This window comes from Okeania sp. SIO2F5 (genome assembly GCF_010692685.1).
In the GTDB taxonomy this organism is placed as follows: Bacteria; Cyanobacteriota; Cyanobacteriia; order Cyanobacteriales; family Microcoleaceae; genus Okeania; species Okeania hirsuta.
The window spans coordinates 25,831-41,662 of sequence record NZ_JAAHGU010000027.1 but is presented as its reverse complement, the minus strand read 5'-3'; the positions used below and the strand labels follow the sequence as shown (position 1 = coordinate 41,662).

At 35.8% G+C, this 15,832-nt stretch carries 10 protein-coding genes; 3 read left to right on the top strand and 7 right to left on the bottom strand.

All coding sequences use genetic code 11. The features are described from left to right. Positions 1 to 927: 927 nt before the first annotated feature. Positions 928 to 1,227 carry a DUF2103 domain-containing protein gene (locus tag F6K27_RS12295; protein WP_287245585.1) on the top strand — a complete coding sequence of 100 codons (300 nt, stop codon included), beginning with the start codon at positions 928 to 930 and terminating at the stop codon, positions 1,225 to 1,227. 362 nt (positions 1,228 to 1,589) lie between these two features. Here F6K27_RS12295 and F6K27_RS12290 read toward each other — a convergent pair whose 3' ends face one another. The 3 genes from F6K27_RS12290 to F6K27_RS12280 all read right to left on the bottom strand — a co-directional run bounded on the left by F6K27_RS12290 (position 1,590) and on the right by F6K27_RS12280 (position 7,052). Then, complete coding sequence (locus F6K27_RS12290; protein WP_287276425.1) at positions 1,590 to 2,930, bottom strand: cytochrome P450; 1,341 nt, start codon at positions 2,928 to 2,930, stop codon at positions 1,590 to 1,592. 361 nt (positions 2,931 to 3,291) lie between these two features. Next, positions 3,292 to 5,163, bottom strand: coding sequence for an alpha-amylase family glycosyl hydrolase (locus F6K27_RS12285; RefSeq protein WP_287276424.1), 1,872 nt, complete (start codon positions 5,161 to 5,163; stop codon positions 3,292 to 3,294). 941 nt (positions 5,164 to 6,104) lie between these two features. Then, positions 6,105 to 7,052: a vWA domain-containing protein gene (locus tag F6K27_RS12280; RefSeq protein ID WP_287276423.1), complete on the bottom strand. Its 948-nt coding sequence runs from the start codon at positions 7,050 to 7,052 to the stop codon at positions 6,105 to 6,107. 815 nt (positions 7,053 to 7,867) lie between these two features. On the opposite strand from F6K27_RS12280, the gene dprA reads away from it, so the two are divergent. Together dprA and F6K27_RS12270 are read left to right on the top strand one after the other, a co-directional pair. Then, positions 7,868 to 9,013: a DNA-processing protein DprA gene (gene dprA, locus F6K27_RS12275; protein WP_287276421.1), complete on the top strand. Its 1,146-nt coding sequence runs from the start codon at positions 7,868 to 7,870 to the stop codon at positions 9,011 to 9,013. A 473-nt stretch (positions 9,014 to 9,486) separates the two neighbouring features. Beyond that, complete coding sequence (locus F6K27_RS12270; protein ID WP_287276419.1) at positions 9,487 to 10,011, top strand: hypothetical protein; 525 nt, start codon at positions 9,487 to 9,489, stop codon at positions 10,009 to 10,011. A 714-nt stretch (positions 10,012 to 10,725) separates the two neighbouring features. Here the strand turns inward: F6K27_RS12270 and F6K27_RS12265 are convergent. The 4 genes from F6K27_RS12265 to F6K27_RS12250 form a co-directional block, all read right to left on the bottom strand. Further along, positions 10,726 to 11,877 carry an extracellular solute-binding protein gene (locus F6K27_RS12265; RefSeq protein ID WP_287276417.1) on the bottom strand — a complete coding sequence of 384 codons (1,152 nt, stop codon included), beginning with the start codon at positions 11,875 to 11,877 and terminating at the stop codon, positions 10,726 to 10,728. Next, a complete protein-coding gene (locus F6K27_RS12260) occupies positions 11,874 to 12,440 on the bottom strand; it encodes a phycobiliprotein lyase (RefSeq protein WP_287276415.1) in 567 nt (188 codons plus the stop codon). The genes F6K27_RS12265 and F6K27_RS12260 overlap by 4 nt, the downstream gene beginning before the upstream one ends. Positions 12,441 to 12,742: 302 nt before the next feature. Next, the gene (locus tag F6K27_RS12255; protein WP_287276413.1) at positions 12,743 to 13,882 is read right to left on the bottom strand and encodes an ABC transporter ATP-binding protein; all 1,140 of its coding nucleotides are present in this window, start codon (positions 13,880 to 13,882) and stop codon (positions 12,743 to 12,745) included. A 366-nt stretch (positions 13,883 to 14,248) separates the two neighbouring features. After that, complete coding sequence (locus tag F6K27_RS12250; protein WP_287276411.1) at positions 14,249 to 15,343, bottom strand: patatin-like phospholipase family protein; 1,095 nt, start codon at positions 15,341 to 15,343, stop codon at positions 14,249 to 14,251. Positions 15,344 to 15,832 lie beyond the last annotated feature (489 nt).

Here is a 15,832-nt window from a genome sequence, read left to right as displayed (position 1 = left end):
CTGCTCACCTATCCGTTCATTTACTTATTCAAAGTGTCCATTACCTATTCAAAATAAAAAAATAAGTAGAACGGTGCAAAAAAACAGAAGTATGTAACGAAAAGTAAATTTGCCAAAAACTATCTTCCCTTCTGCCTCCTGCCCTCTGCCTCCTGCCTTTTCATAACGATAATTTTCAACACCTACCTACTTAGCTTAGGCTAAAGACATTAGGGGATAGCACAGAAAAACTACATCAAGTAGATATGAGTTATACCATGTCCGGATAATTAGTGATGAAAACACTTTTTTCCATATCTCCTATCTCCTGTCTCCTGTCTCCTCCCTAATTATTTATAATTGTTCAACCGGACATGATATTAGTCCCAGTCCAGGTTCAAGTCTATAGCAGGGAACAGGCAACAGTGGGAAAAACATTCCTCTGTCTTGCTGTCTAAGGTTGATCGTCAGTCTGTGTCCTAAGCAACTCGTTCTTTGCTACAATAAATAAAGAGTAAACAACTTGTCCGAATACAATGCTTCCTTGTTTGCCTAGCATTTCGTAAGAAAGTAAACAGGGAGTTTGACTTTTTGCTCAAGTCAAGTTGCGATCGCTTCTGAGCTGTGGTGAAATTTACTCAGGACTTACCTAACTACCAAATATAGTAGGGGTTAACGGCCGCCCGCCCCTACAAATGGTGTATAGTTTCGTTAGCCTCCGTAAGTCTTGTTACTATCTATAAGTCAAGGAACAGACAACAGTGAGAAAAATATTTCCCTCTATATCCTCAGCATCTTTCTCAATCCCCCCATCTCCTTATCTCCCCATCTCCCCACACTCTATCTACCATTACTATGCACTAGCACCAAATGATGGACCTGGCCTTTTTTTTTGCCTCTAGTCTCTCCCTTTCAGTAGACTGAGGATATACAGATGGAGAAAGTCCTATGAAAAAATCATCAAAATCTAAAGGTCGTCTAGTTTGGAATCATTCCACTCATATTGAAGGGTTGATTCCTATTTTAGAGAAACTAACTCAACGTCAGGGTATTGAAACTGTGACTCCAGGAGTCATCAGCAGATCCAAAAGTCATATTCCCCACATGAAGTTAAAAGTTTCAGTGCCTATTCGAGGTGGTTTTAAACTTATTGCTAGACAAGGAAAGACAGTTCAAGAAGTGTTTATGTTGACAAGTTTAACTCAAGAAGATTTAGAAGAGGCGATCGCTTATGTTTTAGCTAAATAATTTGGCGTTGCTGAAGCTTGTGTATGATATTAATCTTAATTCTTTAGGAGTCAACCCACCCCTAACCCCTCCCAGGAGGGGAATTCAGGAGGACTGAGTCAGGAGAGAAGAAAGAATAAGAAACAGGAGTAGAAGTCGCGGAGCGTGGAACGGAGTTCTATCGCGCTCCTATCTGGACATGATATCATACCTCAAATCACCAATGCCAATAATCTATGCTTTTGCCGACCTCTGAACCACATTGTCACAACAAAAATCTTGTAGGGGCGTTAGCAAATGGCCATTTGCTAACGCAAAGCTCCGCTAACGCCCCTACTATGGTCTACCGAAATGAAAACCGCTGTAAATACCTATTCAGTGCTTTATTCTCCTCTATCCAAATGCCATAATTTTATTTTTAAACCGTCACGGGGATTAGGTGTTGGTACTGCAACTAGACTTAAATCTTGTTCTGGTAGAAGTTCCCATTCATAACCCCGTAACAACTTGGCGGCAAAAATCTTCATTTCTAGGCGAGCAAATTCTTTACCTAAGCATTCCCGCATCCCACCACCAAAGGGAATATAACCAAATATTTTTTGTTTATCTACAGCATTTTCTGGGGAAAAACGGTCGGGGTCAAAATTGTTATGTTCTGGGTAGAGAGTTTCATCTTGTTGAGTCTTACCAATTTGATACTGAATTAACCAACCTTTTGGAATAGAATATCCACCAAATTCACAGTCTTGAATTACTTGTCGGAACCCACCCCCCACAGGCGGAATTAAACGCAATACTTCTTTGAGAACTTGTTCTAGATAGGTCATCTGTTTGAGATTTTCTGTAGTTAGTGGTTCTGTGGGAGAATATTGTTTTTGTTCTTCACGGATACGGGTAAGTACATTGGGGTTTTGAGTTACTAATAGACAGAAAGAAGCGATCGCTGAAGTTAATGTCTCGTGACCAGCAAACAGCAATAATAATATTTGGTCTTTCAATTCATCTAAAGGTAAAGCATTTCCATCTTCATCCCGCGCTTGCAAGAGTATTCCCAAGGCATCCTCACCCAAGTTTTGTTGTTGCTGTCGTTGCAAAACTATTTCTTCAATGTATTGGAGTAATTTTTGCCGACAACGCAGTGATTTTCCAAATCTTGTCCAAGGTAGTGATAGGGGAATGGAAAATAAACCTTTTACCCACTCTTCAAATAAACTGGCTAATTTTGTTTGGGAACCCCCATCACTACCCATAAATAAATGACTAGCAATATCAAAGGTATAATCACGAATTTCAGGATACCAAGTTAACGTACCCATTTTTGCCCACTTCTCCAAATAGCTAGCAGTTATAGTCTCCATTGTGGGAGCATAATTTGCTAAAGCTCTAGGTTGAAAAGCTTGTGCCAATAGTCTACGCCGTTGTTGATGAAGACTACCTTGTTGAACAGCTAAAGAGTTAGGGCCTAATAAAATCCTGGTACTTTTTGGCCAAGTAGCAGTAAAGTATTTATTTTCATTGGAAAACAAAAATTTATTTGCTTCTGCTCCGGCTAAAAATACTGTGGGACTGCCAAAAATATGACTTTTATAGATTTTTCCGTACTTTTTTTCTCTTGTTTGGGCGAATGTATTATCAGTTAAGAAACTGATAGTTTCACCAACAAAAGGTAGGCCAAAATTTCCTGGTGGTAGGGGTAATAATGATTTGGTATTTGTGATAGTCATTTCAGTTATCAATCATATAAATTTAATTCTCACTTGTACTTTGTCTAACATACTTCCACAAAATTGAATTAGAGGTTGTCTGAGAAGTCTCATTTGTTACATCAAAGCCCCCTAAATCCCCCAAAATTGGGGGACTTTTACCAACTAATGGATTCTTGTTCCCCCCAGAATTGGGGGGCTAGGGGGGCAAAATTCAGTATTAAACAACTTTTCAGATATCCTCTTAATTAAGATTCAAAAACACTCATATTTTAAATTTATATTTTTCATTAAAAAAAACTTCTTCCCTTTTCCTTCTTCAATAATCACCACCTAAAAATTAAACTTCTTCCTTCTTCCCTCTTCCCTCTTCCTTCTTCCTTCAATAAGCCCAATTATCTTGCCACTTAACCGTACCCTCTTCAGCTAATAACCATTGTCGAGAAACTAAATTTTCTCGCTGTGGAATTTCAGTTTCATTTCCATTTTCATCCCGGTAAACAATTGCATATTTATAAGCAATTACTTTTCCTGCACTTTCATTAAAGGGAATTTCATTAAACCAAGTATTAGAATTAATATATTCTAACTGGTAAGCTTTACTAATATCCCAATTTCCCAATTCAGGACAATCTCCTGTTACTACTATTGCTTCTCCAGGATTAGTTGAAACTCCATTTAATTGCGCTCGGACGATTAATTTTCCCTTGACGCGATCGCCTAAATAATTAATCACTATCATCTCTTGTACACCCAGTTCTAAATTATGTAATGCGCCATCTTTTACCTCAAAAAAGCGCTTTGTTAAAATACAAATATATTCTCCATCTTCTAAATCAGTTTCTACCCGTTCTATTGTTACTGAATTACCTCGATTAATTGCTACAAAACAACGATAATCTCGGTAACATCGCACATAACAATAAACATCCTCAGTAATATATTTTTGCCATTGACTTCCCAGAGAAACAGCAGGATTAATTCGACGTACTTTTGATAATAATTGAACATCCCGATAAATTGGTGTATCTGTATCCCATTTTTCCATCATCGGGCGATTATAAGGTTCTTCCCCACCATCTGTATCATTATAAAGACACTGTTCTGTACCATAATAAATGCAGGGAATGCCACGAGAAGTCATAATTAAATTAATAGCTAATCTCAAAATTCCTGGGTCTGGATTCAAATTTTGAAACCTGGGGATATCATGGTTATCAATAAATGTCACTAGCTCACTAGCACTATTATAAACATTATCTTGGTCTAATACTTCTTGAATAATATGAAATCCTCCCGGTTCACATTTTCCTAGCGCGCGTCGAATTGCCACACAAAAACCAAAGTCTAACATTGACATTCCAGACTTATTAGCAAATTCCAGAGATGCACCATCATAAGGTCCGCTAAAAATCCATTCTCCAAAGACAAATACTGAAGGTTTATGACTTTTAATATCAGCATAAAATTCTTGCCAAAACCATAATGGCATATGTTTAATTGTATCTATTCGTAGCGCATCTACTCCACGGTCTAACCATAATTTAATTGCTGATTTAATATAATCTCTATAGTCAGAATTATTCTCATTAAAATCTGCTAATCCTCCCAATTCTCTATTTTCGACTTGCCATTTGTCATCCCAATCTTCTACTTCACCATAATGGTGATACCAGTCGTTAACATCGTTATGAAAATCAGCAATTAAAACTCCATCATCAAATAACTGACCTTTTTTACCACCTGCATCTGGGCTACTATGATTACACACAATATCCAAGATTATTTTTATTCCTAAATCATGAGCTGCTGCTACTAATTTGTCGAAAACTGTTTCCTGATTTTTTACTAAAGAAATCTCATCATCTTTGTCTACTAAACGAGGATTGAGTCGTTTAAAATCTTTCGCCCAATAGCCATGAATAGGAGCCATTTCAAATAATTCTTCTTCTATTTGTTCAAATAAAGGAGTCATCCAAATAGCTGTAATTCCCATATTTTTGAGATAGCCAAGTTGATCAATTATTCCCTGTAAATCTCCACCCCAATATAAACCCCATTTTTCTTTATTTGGGTCATATAATTTAGGATTTGGACCTTCATTATTCCTGGGGTCTCCATCAAAAAAGCGGTCTACGATAATGAAATATATTGTTTCTTGGCGAAACTCTATAGAACGAGTGAAAAGAAATTCAAAATCGTTGTTGGTGTTATTTTGGTTGTTAAATGTTTGATTTGTAGAATCTTTTGGCATTTTTGAGTCTTACTTTGGTTAAGATTATTTTGGTTTATTATTTGATACCAATTTTATAGCAGAAGTTAATACGAAAACAGAATGCGAAGATGTTTCAATCCCTAAAAGGTTGTCTGAGAAGTCTCATTTGCTACATAAAAGCCCCCTAAATCCCCCAAAATTGGGGGACTTTCACCAGCTAATGGATTCTTGTTCCCCCCAGAATTGGGGGGCTAGGGGGGCAAAATTCAGTATTAAACAACTTTTCAGATATCCTCTTAACTTCTTCCCTCTTACCGAATAATTAATAATTAAATAATTCTGGTTTAAAGCCTCCCCTTTTAAGGATAAATAATATTTCCTTATATTCAATAAAGAACGGTTTTAACCAGAGGTAATTATCAATTATCAATTAATGAATTCTTCCTTCTTATCTTACCGAAAAATTGTGGTTTAAAGCCTCCCTTTTTAAGGGGATAATAAAGAAAATTTTTCATGATTAGTCAATGTAAGCATTCCGTAGGAAATGCGAGCTAGATGAATGCTTACGAGTCAATCCTCTTCTTTTAAAGGAGAGGTAATAATTAATAATTAATTAGGGCTTGCTGATTAAATCTAAAAGTATTTACAGATAAAGGTTTTAGCCTTTTTTTTGCCTTTGAAAAGTGCATGGTTTTCAGCTCTTCACGCTCAAAAAGTTAATATTTTAGGCGCATAGTTGGGCAGAAAAATCATTCTTACAAAACTTAGCTCCTACCTCCTCTAAGTGCCTATTTCTCCTGTCTCCTGTCTCCTGTCTCCTGTCTCCTACCCTCACCCATAAGACTTTTTCAGCAAATCCTAATTATTTAACGACTCCAATCTTCAACTTCATACAAAAAACGAGTTCCACCAATTAATTTACGATTCACCGACGTACTCTGAACAAAAACTACATATTTCTCCAAATTATTAGGTTTAATTCACACCGTTGTACCATGAGGCAAATCTAAAATTTCTCGTGCAGCTTCTCCCTCAAATAAATCTCCCGTTGCTCGATCCATTAAAATAATTTCTTTTTTCCCTTGAATAGTTTCGGTCTTGGTAAATTCATAAAAACCACGCCCTTTGTTAAAAGTTAAACCATTTTCTAAGACAAAGTTTTTAATTGGTTTATTCTCATCCACTTCTAAAACTTGGAACCTTCCCGGTGTCACAACTCGCAAATCTGCTGACTCATAAATACTGGTTTTTTCTCGATTTAACATGGTATTAAAAATTTGATTTAAACCACGATTCATTCGCCCCATATCTAAAATTTCTTGTTCATAATTTTGCAGCTCTTCATCTGAAGATTGTTGATAACAAACTGCTAAAAATAAATCATTAATATAAGCAAATTGGTCTAACTTGATATGAAACCCACCCGATTTTTCTGCCAATTCTTGATAAAACATTGTGGCATGACGACGATTTAATGCTTGTACGCCATAAATTATAATTCCCATATCTGATAATTTATTAACTTCTTCTCGCCAATTTAACTTCTGAGGATTTTGACTAGGTGGATGAGGAATATCATCTCCAATTAATACTAAAGATTTGGTTGCTTTCCGAGTCCAAGCAAAAGATTGAGCTTGATGCAATACTAATTCATAACATTCTGGCGCGTCTCCACCACCTGTCTTTCCTACCCTTTCTACAAAGTTACAAATAGCATCAATATTTTGGGATAATTCTAATCGTTTTGTCATATAAGTAGAGTGGCGAGCGCAATAATCTCCATGAGCAATAATTCCAATTCTAATACCAGGAATTTCTAACATTAATCGAGTTACTGTATTTTGGATTTTTCGGCGTACTTGAGTTAGGCAAGGATACATACTGCCAGTTGTGTCAAAGCTGAATACTACTTCTATATTATTAGTCATATTTTTTCTCCAATTTTTGACAAAATTTCCACAGAAAATCCCTCGGTTTCAGCCTATAAATTAGCTGCCACCATTAGATAAATTAGTCAGGTTTGAAAGCTTTCTTTTGTGTCTTATAGGAGGGAACAGGGAATAGGGAATAGGGAATAGGGGAAAAACATTTCCCTATCTGAAGTTCATCATCAGTCTATGTTCTCAGGACTTACGCACAGACACTAAATTAATTGAGTGCGAATGCCATTCGCCCCTACATATGGCGTTTTCAACGTTAATTTGCGTAAGTCCTGGTTCTAAGTAACTTGTTCCTTGCTGTATATTTATCAGGACTTACGCCAAGAAACTATGTATAGAGTCCAGTAACTATTGGACAATAGTTACAAGTACTATATATAGCGTATCTGCGTAAGTCCTATTTATCATTTTCTTTGTGGGTTTAATACCCCACCGTCAACTGGAGTGTTCAAAATTACTTGGGGTTAGAATCCCCATGTAATTTTCCTCCTGTCTCCTGTCTCCTGTCTCCTGTCTCCTTCTTCAAATTTTAATCAATGTTGAACAAAACGTCAATAATAAATTGAATAAAAAATCAATCAAATATTTTTTAGATTTTAGATAAATTCTGGGAGAGCCAGAACCCATAAAATATAGCAGTACCTTCTTTACTTTGGCGTTTGACAATAAAGTAGGGACGTTGTATGCAATGTCCTCCACTATACACGCCAGAAAAGCTGTTTGCGCAGCATTCCGTAGGAATAGCTGACCGCTGACCGCTGACTGCTATCTCAAAAACAACCATTGTTCAAGAGGAGAAATAATTGATAGAAGAACGTGCCTACTGGTTGGCATGGGCAAAAATCAGTGGTATAGGTCCAATAGCTCTACAACGACTCAAACAACAATTCGAGACTTTGGCAATAGCTTGGACGGCCAGCCCCAAAGAATTAGGCCAAGTACCAGGATTTGGCCGTCAGAAGATAGAGAAAGTAGTGGAAGAGCGATCGCGTCTGGACCCAAAACAACTGATAGAAGAACACACAGCGAAAAATCCTGATTTCTGGACTCCAGCAGACTCAGACTATCCACGCCTTTTGCAAGAAATTCCGACACCGCCTGCTCTGCTATATTATCGAGGCATAGTTGACCCCCAAGAAGTTCTAGGTATTACTCCGACGGTAGGAATAGTCGGTACTCGTTACCCCACTGAATATGGTCGTCGTTGGACAAGGAAAATAAGTTCGACCTTGGCAAAAAGTGGATTTACTATTGTTTCTGGACTAGCTATGGGAATTGATGCTGAGGCGCATAGTGCTTGTTTAGAAGCAGGGGGGCGAACAATTGCTGTTTTTGGTAATGGGGTTGATACAGTTTATCCCAAGGAAAATAAAACTCTTGCTGAAAAAGTGATAAAACAGGGGTTGGTGGTGAGTGAATATCCGGCAGGTACGAGACCAAATTCTAAACATTTTCCCCAACGTAATAGAATTATTGCAGGATTAAGTAGGGCAGTTTTAGTGATGGAAGCTCCCCAAAGATCGGGTGCTTTAATTACTGCAGATATGGCAAATGAATTTTGTCGAGATGTGTATGTTTTACCTGCTCGTTTAGATGACGAAAAATCTCATGGTTGTTTGCAGTTAATTAATCATGGTGCAGAGGTAATTCCGATTACTATGGATAAGTTATTAGAAATGTTAGGAGCAATACCACCGTTAGATATTGATGTGGTAGAACCTTCCGAACAATTATCTTTATTTGAGGAGAAAAGTCGGGATTCTATTCCAGATTTACAACCTCTTTTAGCGAAGGTTTTTCAACATATTTCTAATGAAGCTATTCATTTAGATTTAGTTGTACAAGCAACAGGTTTATCACCAGCAGATGTTTCTAGTTCTTTATTACAGTTGGAGTTATTAGGGTTAGTTACTCAGTTACCAGGAATGCGTTATATCATCTCCGGTTGAATACTTGACGGAGGAGTCAGGAGTCAGGAGTCAGGAGTCAGGAGGAAAGAAAGAAGAAGAAAGAATAAAGAGGAGGAAAAAGAGAAAGTTTTTTATCACGAATTATCCGGACATGATATTTTCAAAAAAATTAATATGGCAGGTATCTGTGGGTGCATCTCAATATTTGCAAAAATACTTTTTTCCTATATATTTTCTGTTGCCTGTTGCCTGTTGCCTAAAAGCGATAATTTTTTGGCTTTATTCTTGCATTGAGATGTACCCGTATCTGTAAAACTTCTGCTTTTTTTAATTAATCTTGATGTTGAATATCAAATAATGATTAAATTTTTCCTTCTTATTTCTTCCTTCTTCCCTCTTCCTTCTGAATAATGACTAAATATTTACTTCTTCCCTCTTCCTTCTTCCCTCCTCTTTCTTATTTCTTCCTTCTTCCTTCTTCCCTCCTCTTTCTTATTTCTTCCTTCTGAATAATGACTAAATTTTTCCTTCTACCTTCTTCCCTGTTCTTGATTATTTCTTCCTTCTTCCTTCTTCCTTCTTCCCTCTTCCTTCTGAGTGCCACTGCCACCCCGAAAATTATTTTTCCCACCTGCCCTAGAAGCGAAATTTCTCAACTACCTCAACCTCCTTTATCTCAAACTCAACCAAGTATTCCTAGTCTGTGGTTAACTCAAGATTTCTTTGGTGAAGAACTTATTTATACTTGGTTTGTTGACTCAGATGATATTTGGGTAATGTTGGTAGTCAGAAAATTAATTTGGGATAAAAAAGGCTACCTAGAACGTTATAAATTTATTAACCATTTTGGTAATGTAGCTAGAGAATATGGCTATAACTTACAAGTATGCGAACCTCGTAATAAAAAACCAATTGCTGCCTATTTTTGTGACTTTGAAACTGCTCCATTAAATTGTAATGTAGAAATTGATTATAGATTTGGTAGAAGTTTATTTCGTTCACCTAAAGGCTTTACATTTCCTCCCACAGTAGAGTGAATATTTATCATGACTAGATTTCTTTATTCCCAATTTTTCAAACAATTTTTAGAAGAATTATAGCAATTTCCATACTGGCGAGGTACAAAATTTTAGGTTTGAGGGAACACCGGATCTGGGAACGGGGAACAGGGAATAAAAATACGAAAATATCACTGTACCTCACGAGCTTGAGAAACGCTATACTATCAATTATTCATACAGTAAAAGTACGCTATGATCTACAGATAAATCCGATAAATAGATGTTGTGGTAATAACGAATATCTTTGTTTATTTTTGTCGTGAAAATTATCAGATGTAAACAAGCGATCGCTCCCTAAGTAATAATATTAAATTCGATAGTATTGGCATTATTTAGGATACATAGCACAAGGAAGAAGGAAGAAGGAAAAATCTTACGTTATCTGGGTTTTAAGCTTTTTATCTGTCTTAACCTTTCCTTCGACTGCTATAGCAATAAGGTGAAAATTTTAGGGGCAAACGGCCGTTTACCTCTACTGATGCTAGAAATTATATTACTCGGTAATATTATGTCCGCTTAATTAGTCAGAAAAAACTTTTTCCTCTCTCTCATTTTTGGCATTTTTTCCCTTTATTCCTTTTTTCATCTTCTCCAAATTTCGTTTATTCAGTATTCAAACAGAAATGATATAGGTACAAAAAATCAAAAACATAAAATTATATTTAATATTACAAGAAGTCATTAAAATATTTAACCAGATTTCATCTCAACAGATAGACGAATTTCTTGCCATAATTGCCTATATTGTTGAATAGTACTATCTGCCAGTGGGTAGATAAAATCACTTTTTTCTAGAATATCTTCTGGAGGTAATAGCAAAGAATTATCTTTAATTTCTGAAGTTAATTCAGTTGGATTTATCCCTGGTATAATTGGAGAGGTAGTCTGAGTTATCAGAGACATTTGTTCTGCTATCTGAGGTTCCCAACAAAAATCAATCCATTTTTCTGTTAAGGAAGTCTCCACAGTAGCAGCAGGTTTTACCCATAAATTAGACCATAAAGCTGTACCAGATGTAGGTATTACCGCAGCAATATCTTTCCGTGTTTTAACCAATGGTAAAATATCGTTAGACCAACCAACAGCTAACCAAGTATCTCCAGTAATTAGAGATTGTAAATAATTATTGGAAGCGTAATATTTAACTTGTTGATTTAGTTTAACCAGTTCCGATTTTAAATTTTCAACTTTACTAAGATTTTTAGCATTATAAGATTTACCCAATTTTTTCAGAGTTAAACCAATAACTTCTCTAGGTTGATTTAACAAAGAAAATCTATGGCGTAACTCCTCTCTCCATAGATCGTTCCAGTCTTTAGGTTGCCATCCCAAAGTTTTAAATTTATCAACTCGATAAGCAATTAATGTTGTACCCCACTGATAAGGTGCTGCCCAAATTTTTCCTTGGGGGTCTGCATAACCTTGATTATTACGCTTCACTAACTTTTGCCATTTTTCCGGCAATTTATTCCAATTTTGTAAAGCTTCAGAATTAAGAGGTTGAATTAATTCTTGTTTAATAGCATTTGCTAACCAATAATCTCCTAAAGTAACGAGATTAGCAATATTTATATTTGTTTGTTCTGTAGATGATTTTTGCTCTTCTAATAAAAGTTTTCTCTGCCAACTTTGCAACAGAGAAAATAATTCTGTTAAATTTTCTTGAGGATTAAAGTTTAATTTAGGCTGAGATGTTAATTCCCTCTTAAACTTTGACACCATTTGAGCAGGAATAGTGTTTTTTAACAGTTGAATATTTAAATCTCCCTGACCTTCACATCCTGCTAAAAATTCAGCTAAAGTTATTGCTGTAGCTCCGATTAAAAAATTCCGTCGCTTCACTTTTTCTGATTATTTAATATACGCTTTTCTAGATATTGACCAATCATTTTTTGTTCGCCCGCACGGGAAATAATAGTTTGCCGTGTCCGGTATTTATGGCCGATTTGTTTAATTTCTTCCTCAAATACAGACCCATTGTACTCTGTTCTGAGACATAATGTGTTAGGGTCAGATAGATGATATCCAGCTATGATGGGGTTACTTGTAGCAAAACCGCGATCGCGATACAACATTAAGCCTCGAACTCCGAATATTGTTGAGCCTTCAGATTGTTTCTTACCTGATACAGAATCTTGACTAAGCCAACTGACTAATGAACCACAAATCATCGCTGTTTCAGGGTTATGTAATTTATGGAGCTTGGCTAATTCTATAAGTTCTGGACTTCCTAGCTCTAGAAATTTAATTGTTAAATGACTGACTATTTCTTGGGTATTTCCTTCGGGTAAGGTATAGTAGCGTCTTTCGGAATGCCATTGGCCTTCGGAGCGTTGAAAATATTCAGTGACTCTTGAGTCTGCAATTTCTAATGTTTGTGTGGTGTTCTTTACGCCTAATTCCATTTAATTTTATCCTCTGGGTTGTTCTCAATATCAAACTAACTGTGATTTGTCAAGTTTTTTGTTTTATTTGTTACTCTTTTTAATATATCGTGTTTTTTTAGTAGTTTCCGGAATGTTCATCTGGTTGATGCTTAGTTTGACAGGAGGGGTTGATTTGCGCGGATGGGTAGCTGTACAAGATCAAGGGTGAAAAAAAATTGCTGAAGTTAAGTTTGGGCAAGGTTTAGAGCTTTGTGGAGGAGTATAGGTGATCGTCGCAATTTAGTAAATCCCTATTAGAGATTGAAACTTCAACCAAAATGCTAATTTTTTCCCAACTTCAACCTTTCTTTTTCTGATAAATTTTCTTCCAGCATACTAATATTTTCCACAGGAATATTAACTTTAACTGCCTCACCAATAGCATATTGATTGAGATGAAAACGATTAATATTTTGCCTGCGGATAACTATCTTAGTTTTGTAAGTTAAACGCACAACATAACGAGTATCCGTACCAATATAAACAATATTTTCTACTATCGCTGAAAAATCTGCTTCTTCTGTATAAGTTGATGGGTAAATTTCTATTTTTTCCGGTCTGACAACTAAGGTAATAATTGTATCTATTGGCAGATGATTAACAGAGGGTATTAATAAAGGCAAATCTTCATCTACTAACACCAAACTTTTATCCTCTTGATGTGCAGTTATTCGCCCAGTTAAAAAGTTACTTTCCCCGATAAACTCAGCCACAAAACTAGTTTTTGGTTGTTCATAAATCTCCACCGGAGTTCCCACTTGTAAAACTTCTCCTTGGTGCATAACTGCTATCCGGTCAGACATAGTTAAAGCTTCTTCTTGGTCGTGAGTAACATAGATAAATGTAATGCCTAACCTTTGCTGCATTTGCTTTAATTCTAACTGCATTTCTTTGCGTAATTTCAAGTCTAAAGCACCCAAAGGTTCATCAAATAATAGCACTGCTGGTTGTTTAATTAATGCTCTTGCTAAGGCGACTCTTTGTTGTTGCCCACCAGATAATTGTCGGGGATAACGCTTTTCCATATCTGTTAATTTTACTTGAGTTAAAGTATCAGTTACCCGACGATTTATTTCTGGGCGCGAAATATTTTCCATTTCTAACCCAAAGGCAATGTTTTCTGCCACTGTGAGATGGGGAAATAAAGCATAATTTTGAAAAACTGTATTGACTGGGCGATGAAATGGCGGACTATTTCCCATTAGTTTGCCTTGAATATAAATTTCTCCCGATGTAGGCACTTCAAAACCAGCTATCATTCTTAATGTCGTAGTTTTACCACATCCAGAAGGACCTAGTATAGAAAAAAATTCTGATTTTTTTATTTGGAGATTGATGTTATTTACAGCGATAAATTTTTTTTGATTTTGACTTTTGAATACTTTGGAAATGTTGATGAGTTTGACGGTCTGAGATAGCATATTTTGGCGTTGGTGAATTAGTGTATGATATTAATCTTAATTATTGAGGAGTCAGGAGTCAGGAGTCAGGAGTCAGGAGGGAAGAAAGAAGAATAAAGAGGAATATAAGGAGAAAGTTTTTTGTTCGCGCTCTTATCCGGACATAATATCATACCTCTTTTCACCAACGCCCATATTTTTATGATTAACCCTTGAAATATAGAAGGAAGCACCCCTATTTTTTTCAGCAAATAAATGCAAATTAATATTTTCATAAAGTCCGGTATTTTTCAAGCATTTCAAATGCTACTGTATGACTTTTTTTTGTTCGCTCTACCTACAGAAGTTAGTTTTATCTAGACCAAATATCTACAGATTTATCATTTACTAATTAATATGAATAAAACGAGCGATCGCTTCTTTAACTAAGGGATAATTTACTTGATTTTCTAAGTCTACATAAGGAACTTTACTTTGCTCAATAAATGCTTCTGTGACTCTGATTAATTGATTAATTTGAGGTTCTCTAGCATCATCTATTGCTTCACTTACTTTTTCATTTATATAAGAGTTAATTACCTTTTTCTCAGTTGTTCCTTGCTGAAAAATATTATTTAATTCAAACTGTAAACGTAAGTAACCTTCAGGATTCTTTGTAGACATGATTTGTTCTGCTACAAGGCTATTAGCTGAAGACTGAGAATTCATCAATATATTAATTAGTTTGATTGCCCATTCAGCTAGCCCCCATTCTACTATTTGCTTATAACTATATGGCTGGCTAGTTTCACCTGTGCCAATAGAAATTATCGAAATATCTTCTAGTTTATGACCTAGTTTAATTGCATAGCTTATTGCTGCTAATGTGGGATTATTCGCTGCTATTCCTCCATCTATATGTGGTAGACTCAAGTCTCCATTTTTCAATTCATAAGCTGGAAAATAAGTAGGAGCTGATGAAGAACTAGCACAAATTTCCCACAAAGGGAGATTGTCATACCAAATCGTCTGTTTAGGTATTTCCGGATGATAATTTACAAAAATAGTCGGAGATTCCAAAAACATATTGTAAGCTACAATTAATAAGTTTATTTCACTAATTTCCTCAAGTCTAATTGCCGTTCCATCTTGTCGTAAAAGGTATTTTTTCAAGACTTTAATTAAGCCTTCATTGGAAAACTTAGGAGCAGAAATTCCATATTTCAAAATTAAGGGTAATCTTTTGGGCGACAAGCGACTTTGATATGGAAAAATATTGATTCCTTCTTCCTGATATAGTTTGAGAATATTAGCGCTGTCTGTTCCTGTAGCAACTAGCGCTGCGATAATTGAGCCAGTGGAAGTACCAGCTACTAAGTCAAAATATTCATGTAAAGATTGACCTTTTTGTTCTTTAATTTGTTTTTCAATTTCTATCAGAATTCGTGCTGCAATTACTCCACGAATTCCACCACCATCTAAACTAAGGATTTTGAAAGTCATTATAGTTTTGCCTTTATAAATATAATTATTTAACTACTCAATTATATCATTGCTATATAATTCCCAAGAAGCGTGAGGTACAAAATTCCTTTTTTTTAGGGAGTAGGGAGTAGGCTAAGACGCATTTAAAATGCGCCTTAGCAAGTCAGAAGTTAGAAGTCAGAAGTCAGAAGTAATAGGGGGTTGTACTTTTAATTAGGTACACAACAAATAATATTATGTCCGGATAATTAGTGATAAAAAAAACTTTCTCTTTTTTCTTGCTTCTTCCTTCTTTCTGTTCTCCTGACTCCTGAGGACTGACTCCTCTGTCGTTTATTTATAACTATTCAACCGGAGATGATATAAGTGGTTTAAATACACAACAGCTTAGGGAGTAGTAATTCGGGAAACAGGGGATAGAAACAAAGAAAAACAACTGTATCGCACTAATTTGAGAAACGCTATATATCTATAATTAAAGTAGGGTTTAGTACCTGATTTTTGTTA

Excerpts from the sequence above, each read along its gene's own strand:
- F6K27_RS12295 (WP_287245585.1), top strand. The coding sequence starts at position 928 with ATGAAAAAATCATCAAAATCTAAAGGTCGTCTAGTTTGGAATCATTCC.
- F6K27_RS12290 (WP_287276425.1), bottom strand. The coding sequence starts at position 2,930 with ATGACTATCACAAATACCAAATCATTATTACCCCTACCACCAGGAAAT.
- F6K27_RS12285 (WP_287276424.1), bottom strand. The coding sequence starts at position 5,163 with ATGCCAAAAGATTCTACAAATCAAACATTTAACAACCAAAATAACACC.
- F6K27_RS12280 (WP_287276423.1), bottom strand. The coding sequence starts at position 7,052 with ATGACTAATAATATAGAAGTAGTATTCAGCTTTGACACAACTGGCAGT.
- F6K27_RS12270 (WP_287276419.1), top strand. The coding sequence starts at position 9,487 with ATGACTAAATTTTTCCTTCTACCTTCTTCCCTGTTCTTGATTATTTCT.
- F6K27_RS12260 (WP_287276415.1), bottom strand. The coding sequence starts at position 12,440 with ATGGAATTAGGCGTAAAGAACACCACACAAACATTAGAAATTGCAGAC.
- F6K27_RS12255 (WP_287276413.1), bottom strand. The coding sequence starts at position 13,882 with ATGCTATCTCAGACCGTCAAACTCATCAACATTTCCAAAGTATTCAAA.
- F6K27_RS12250 (WP_287276411.1), bottom strand. The coding sequence starts at position 15,343 with ATGACTTTCAAAATCCTTAGTTTAGATGGTGGTGGAATTCGTGGAGTA.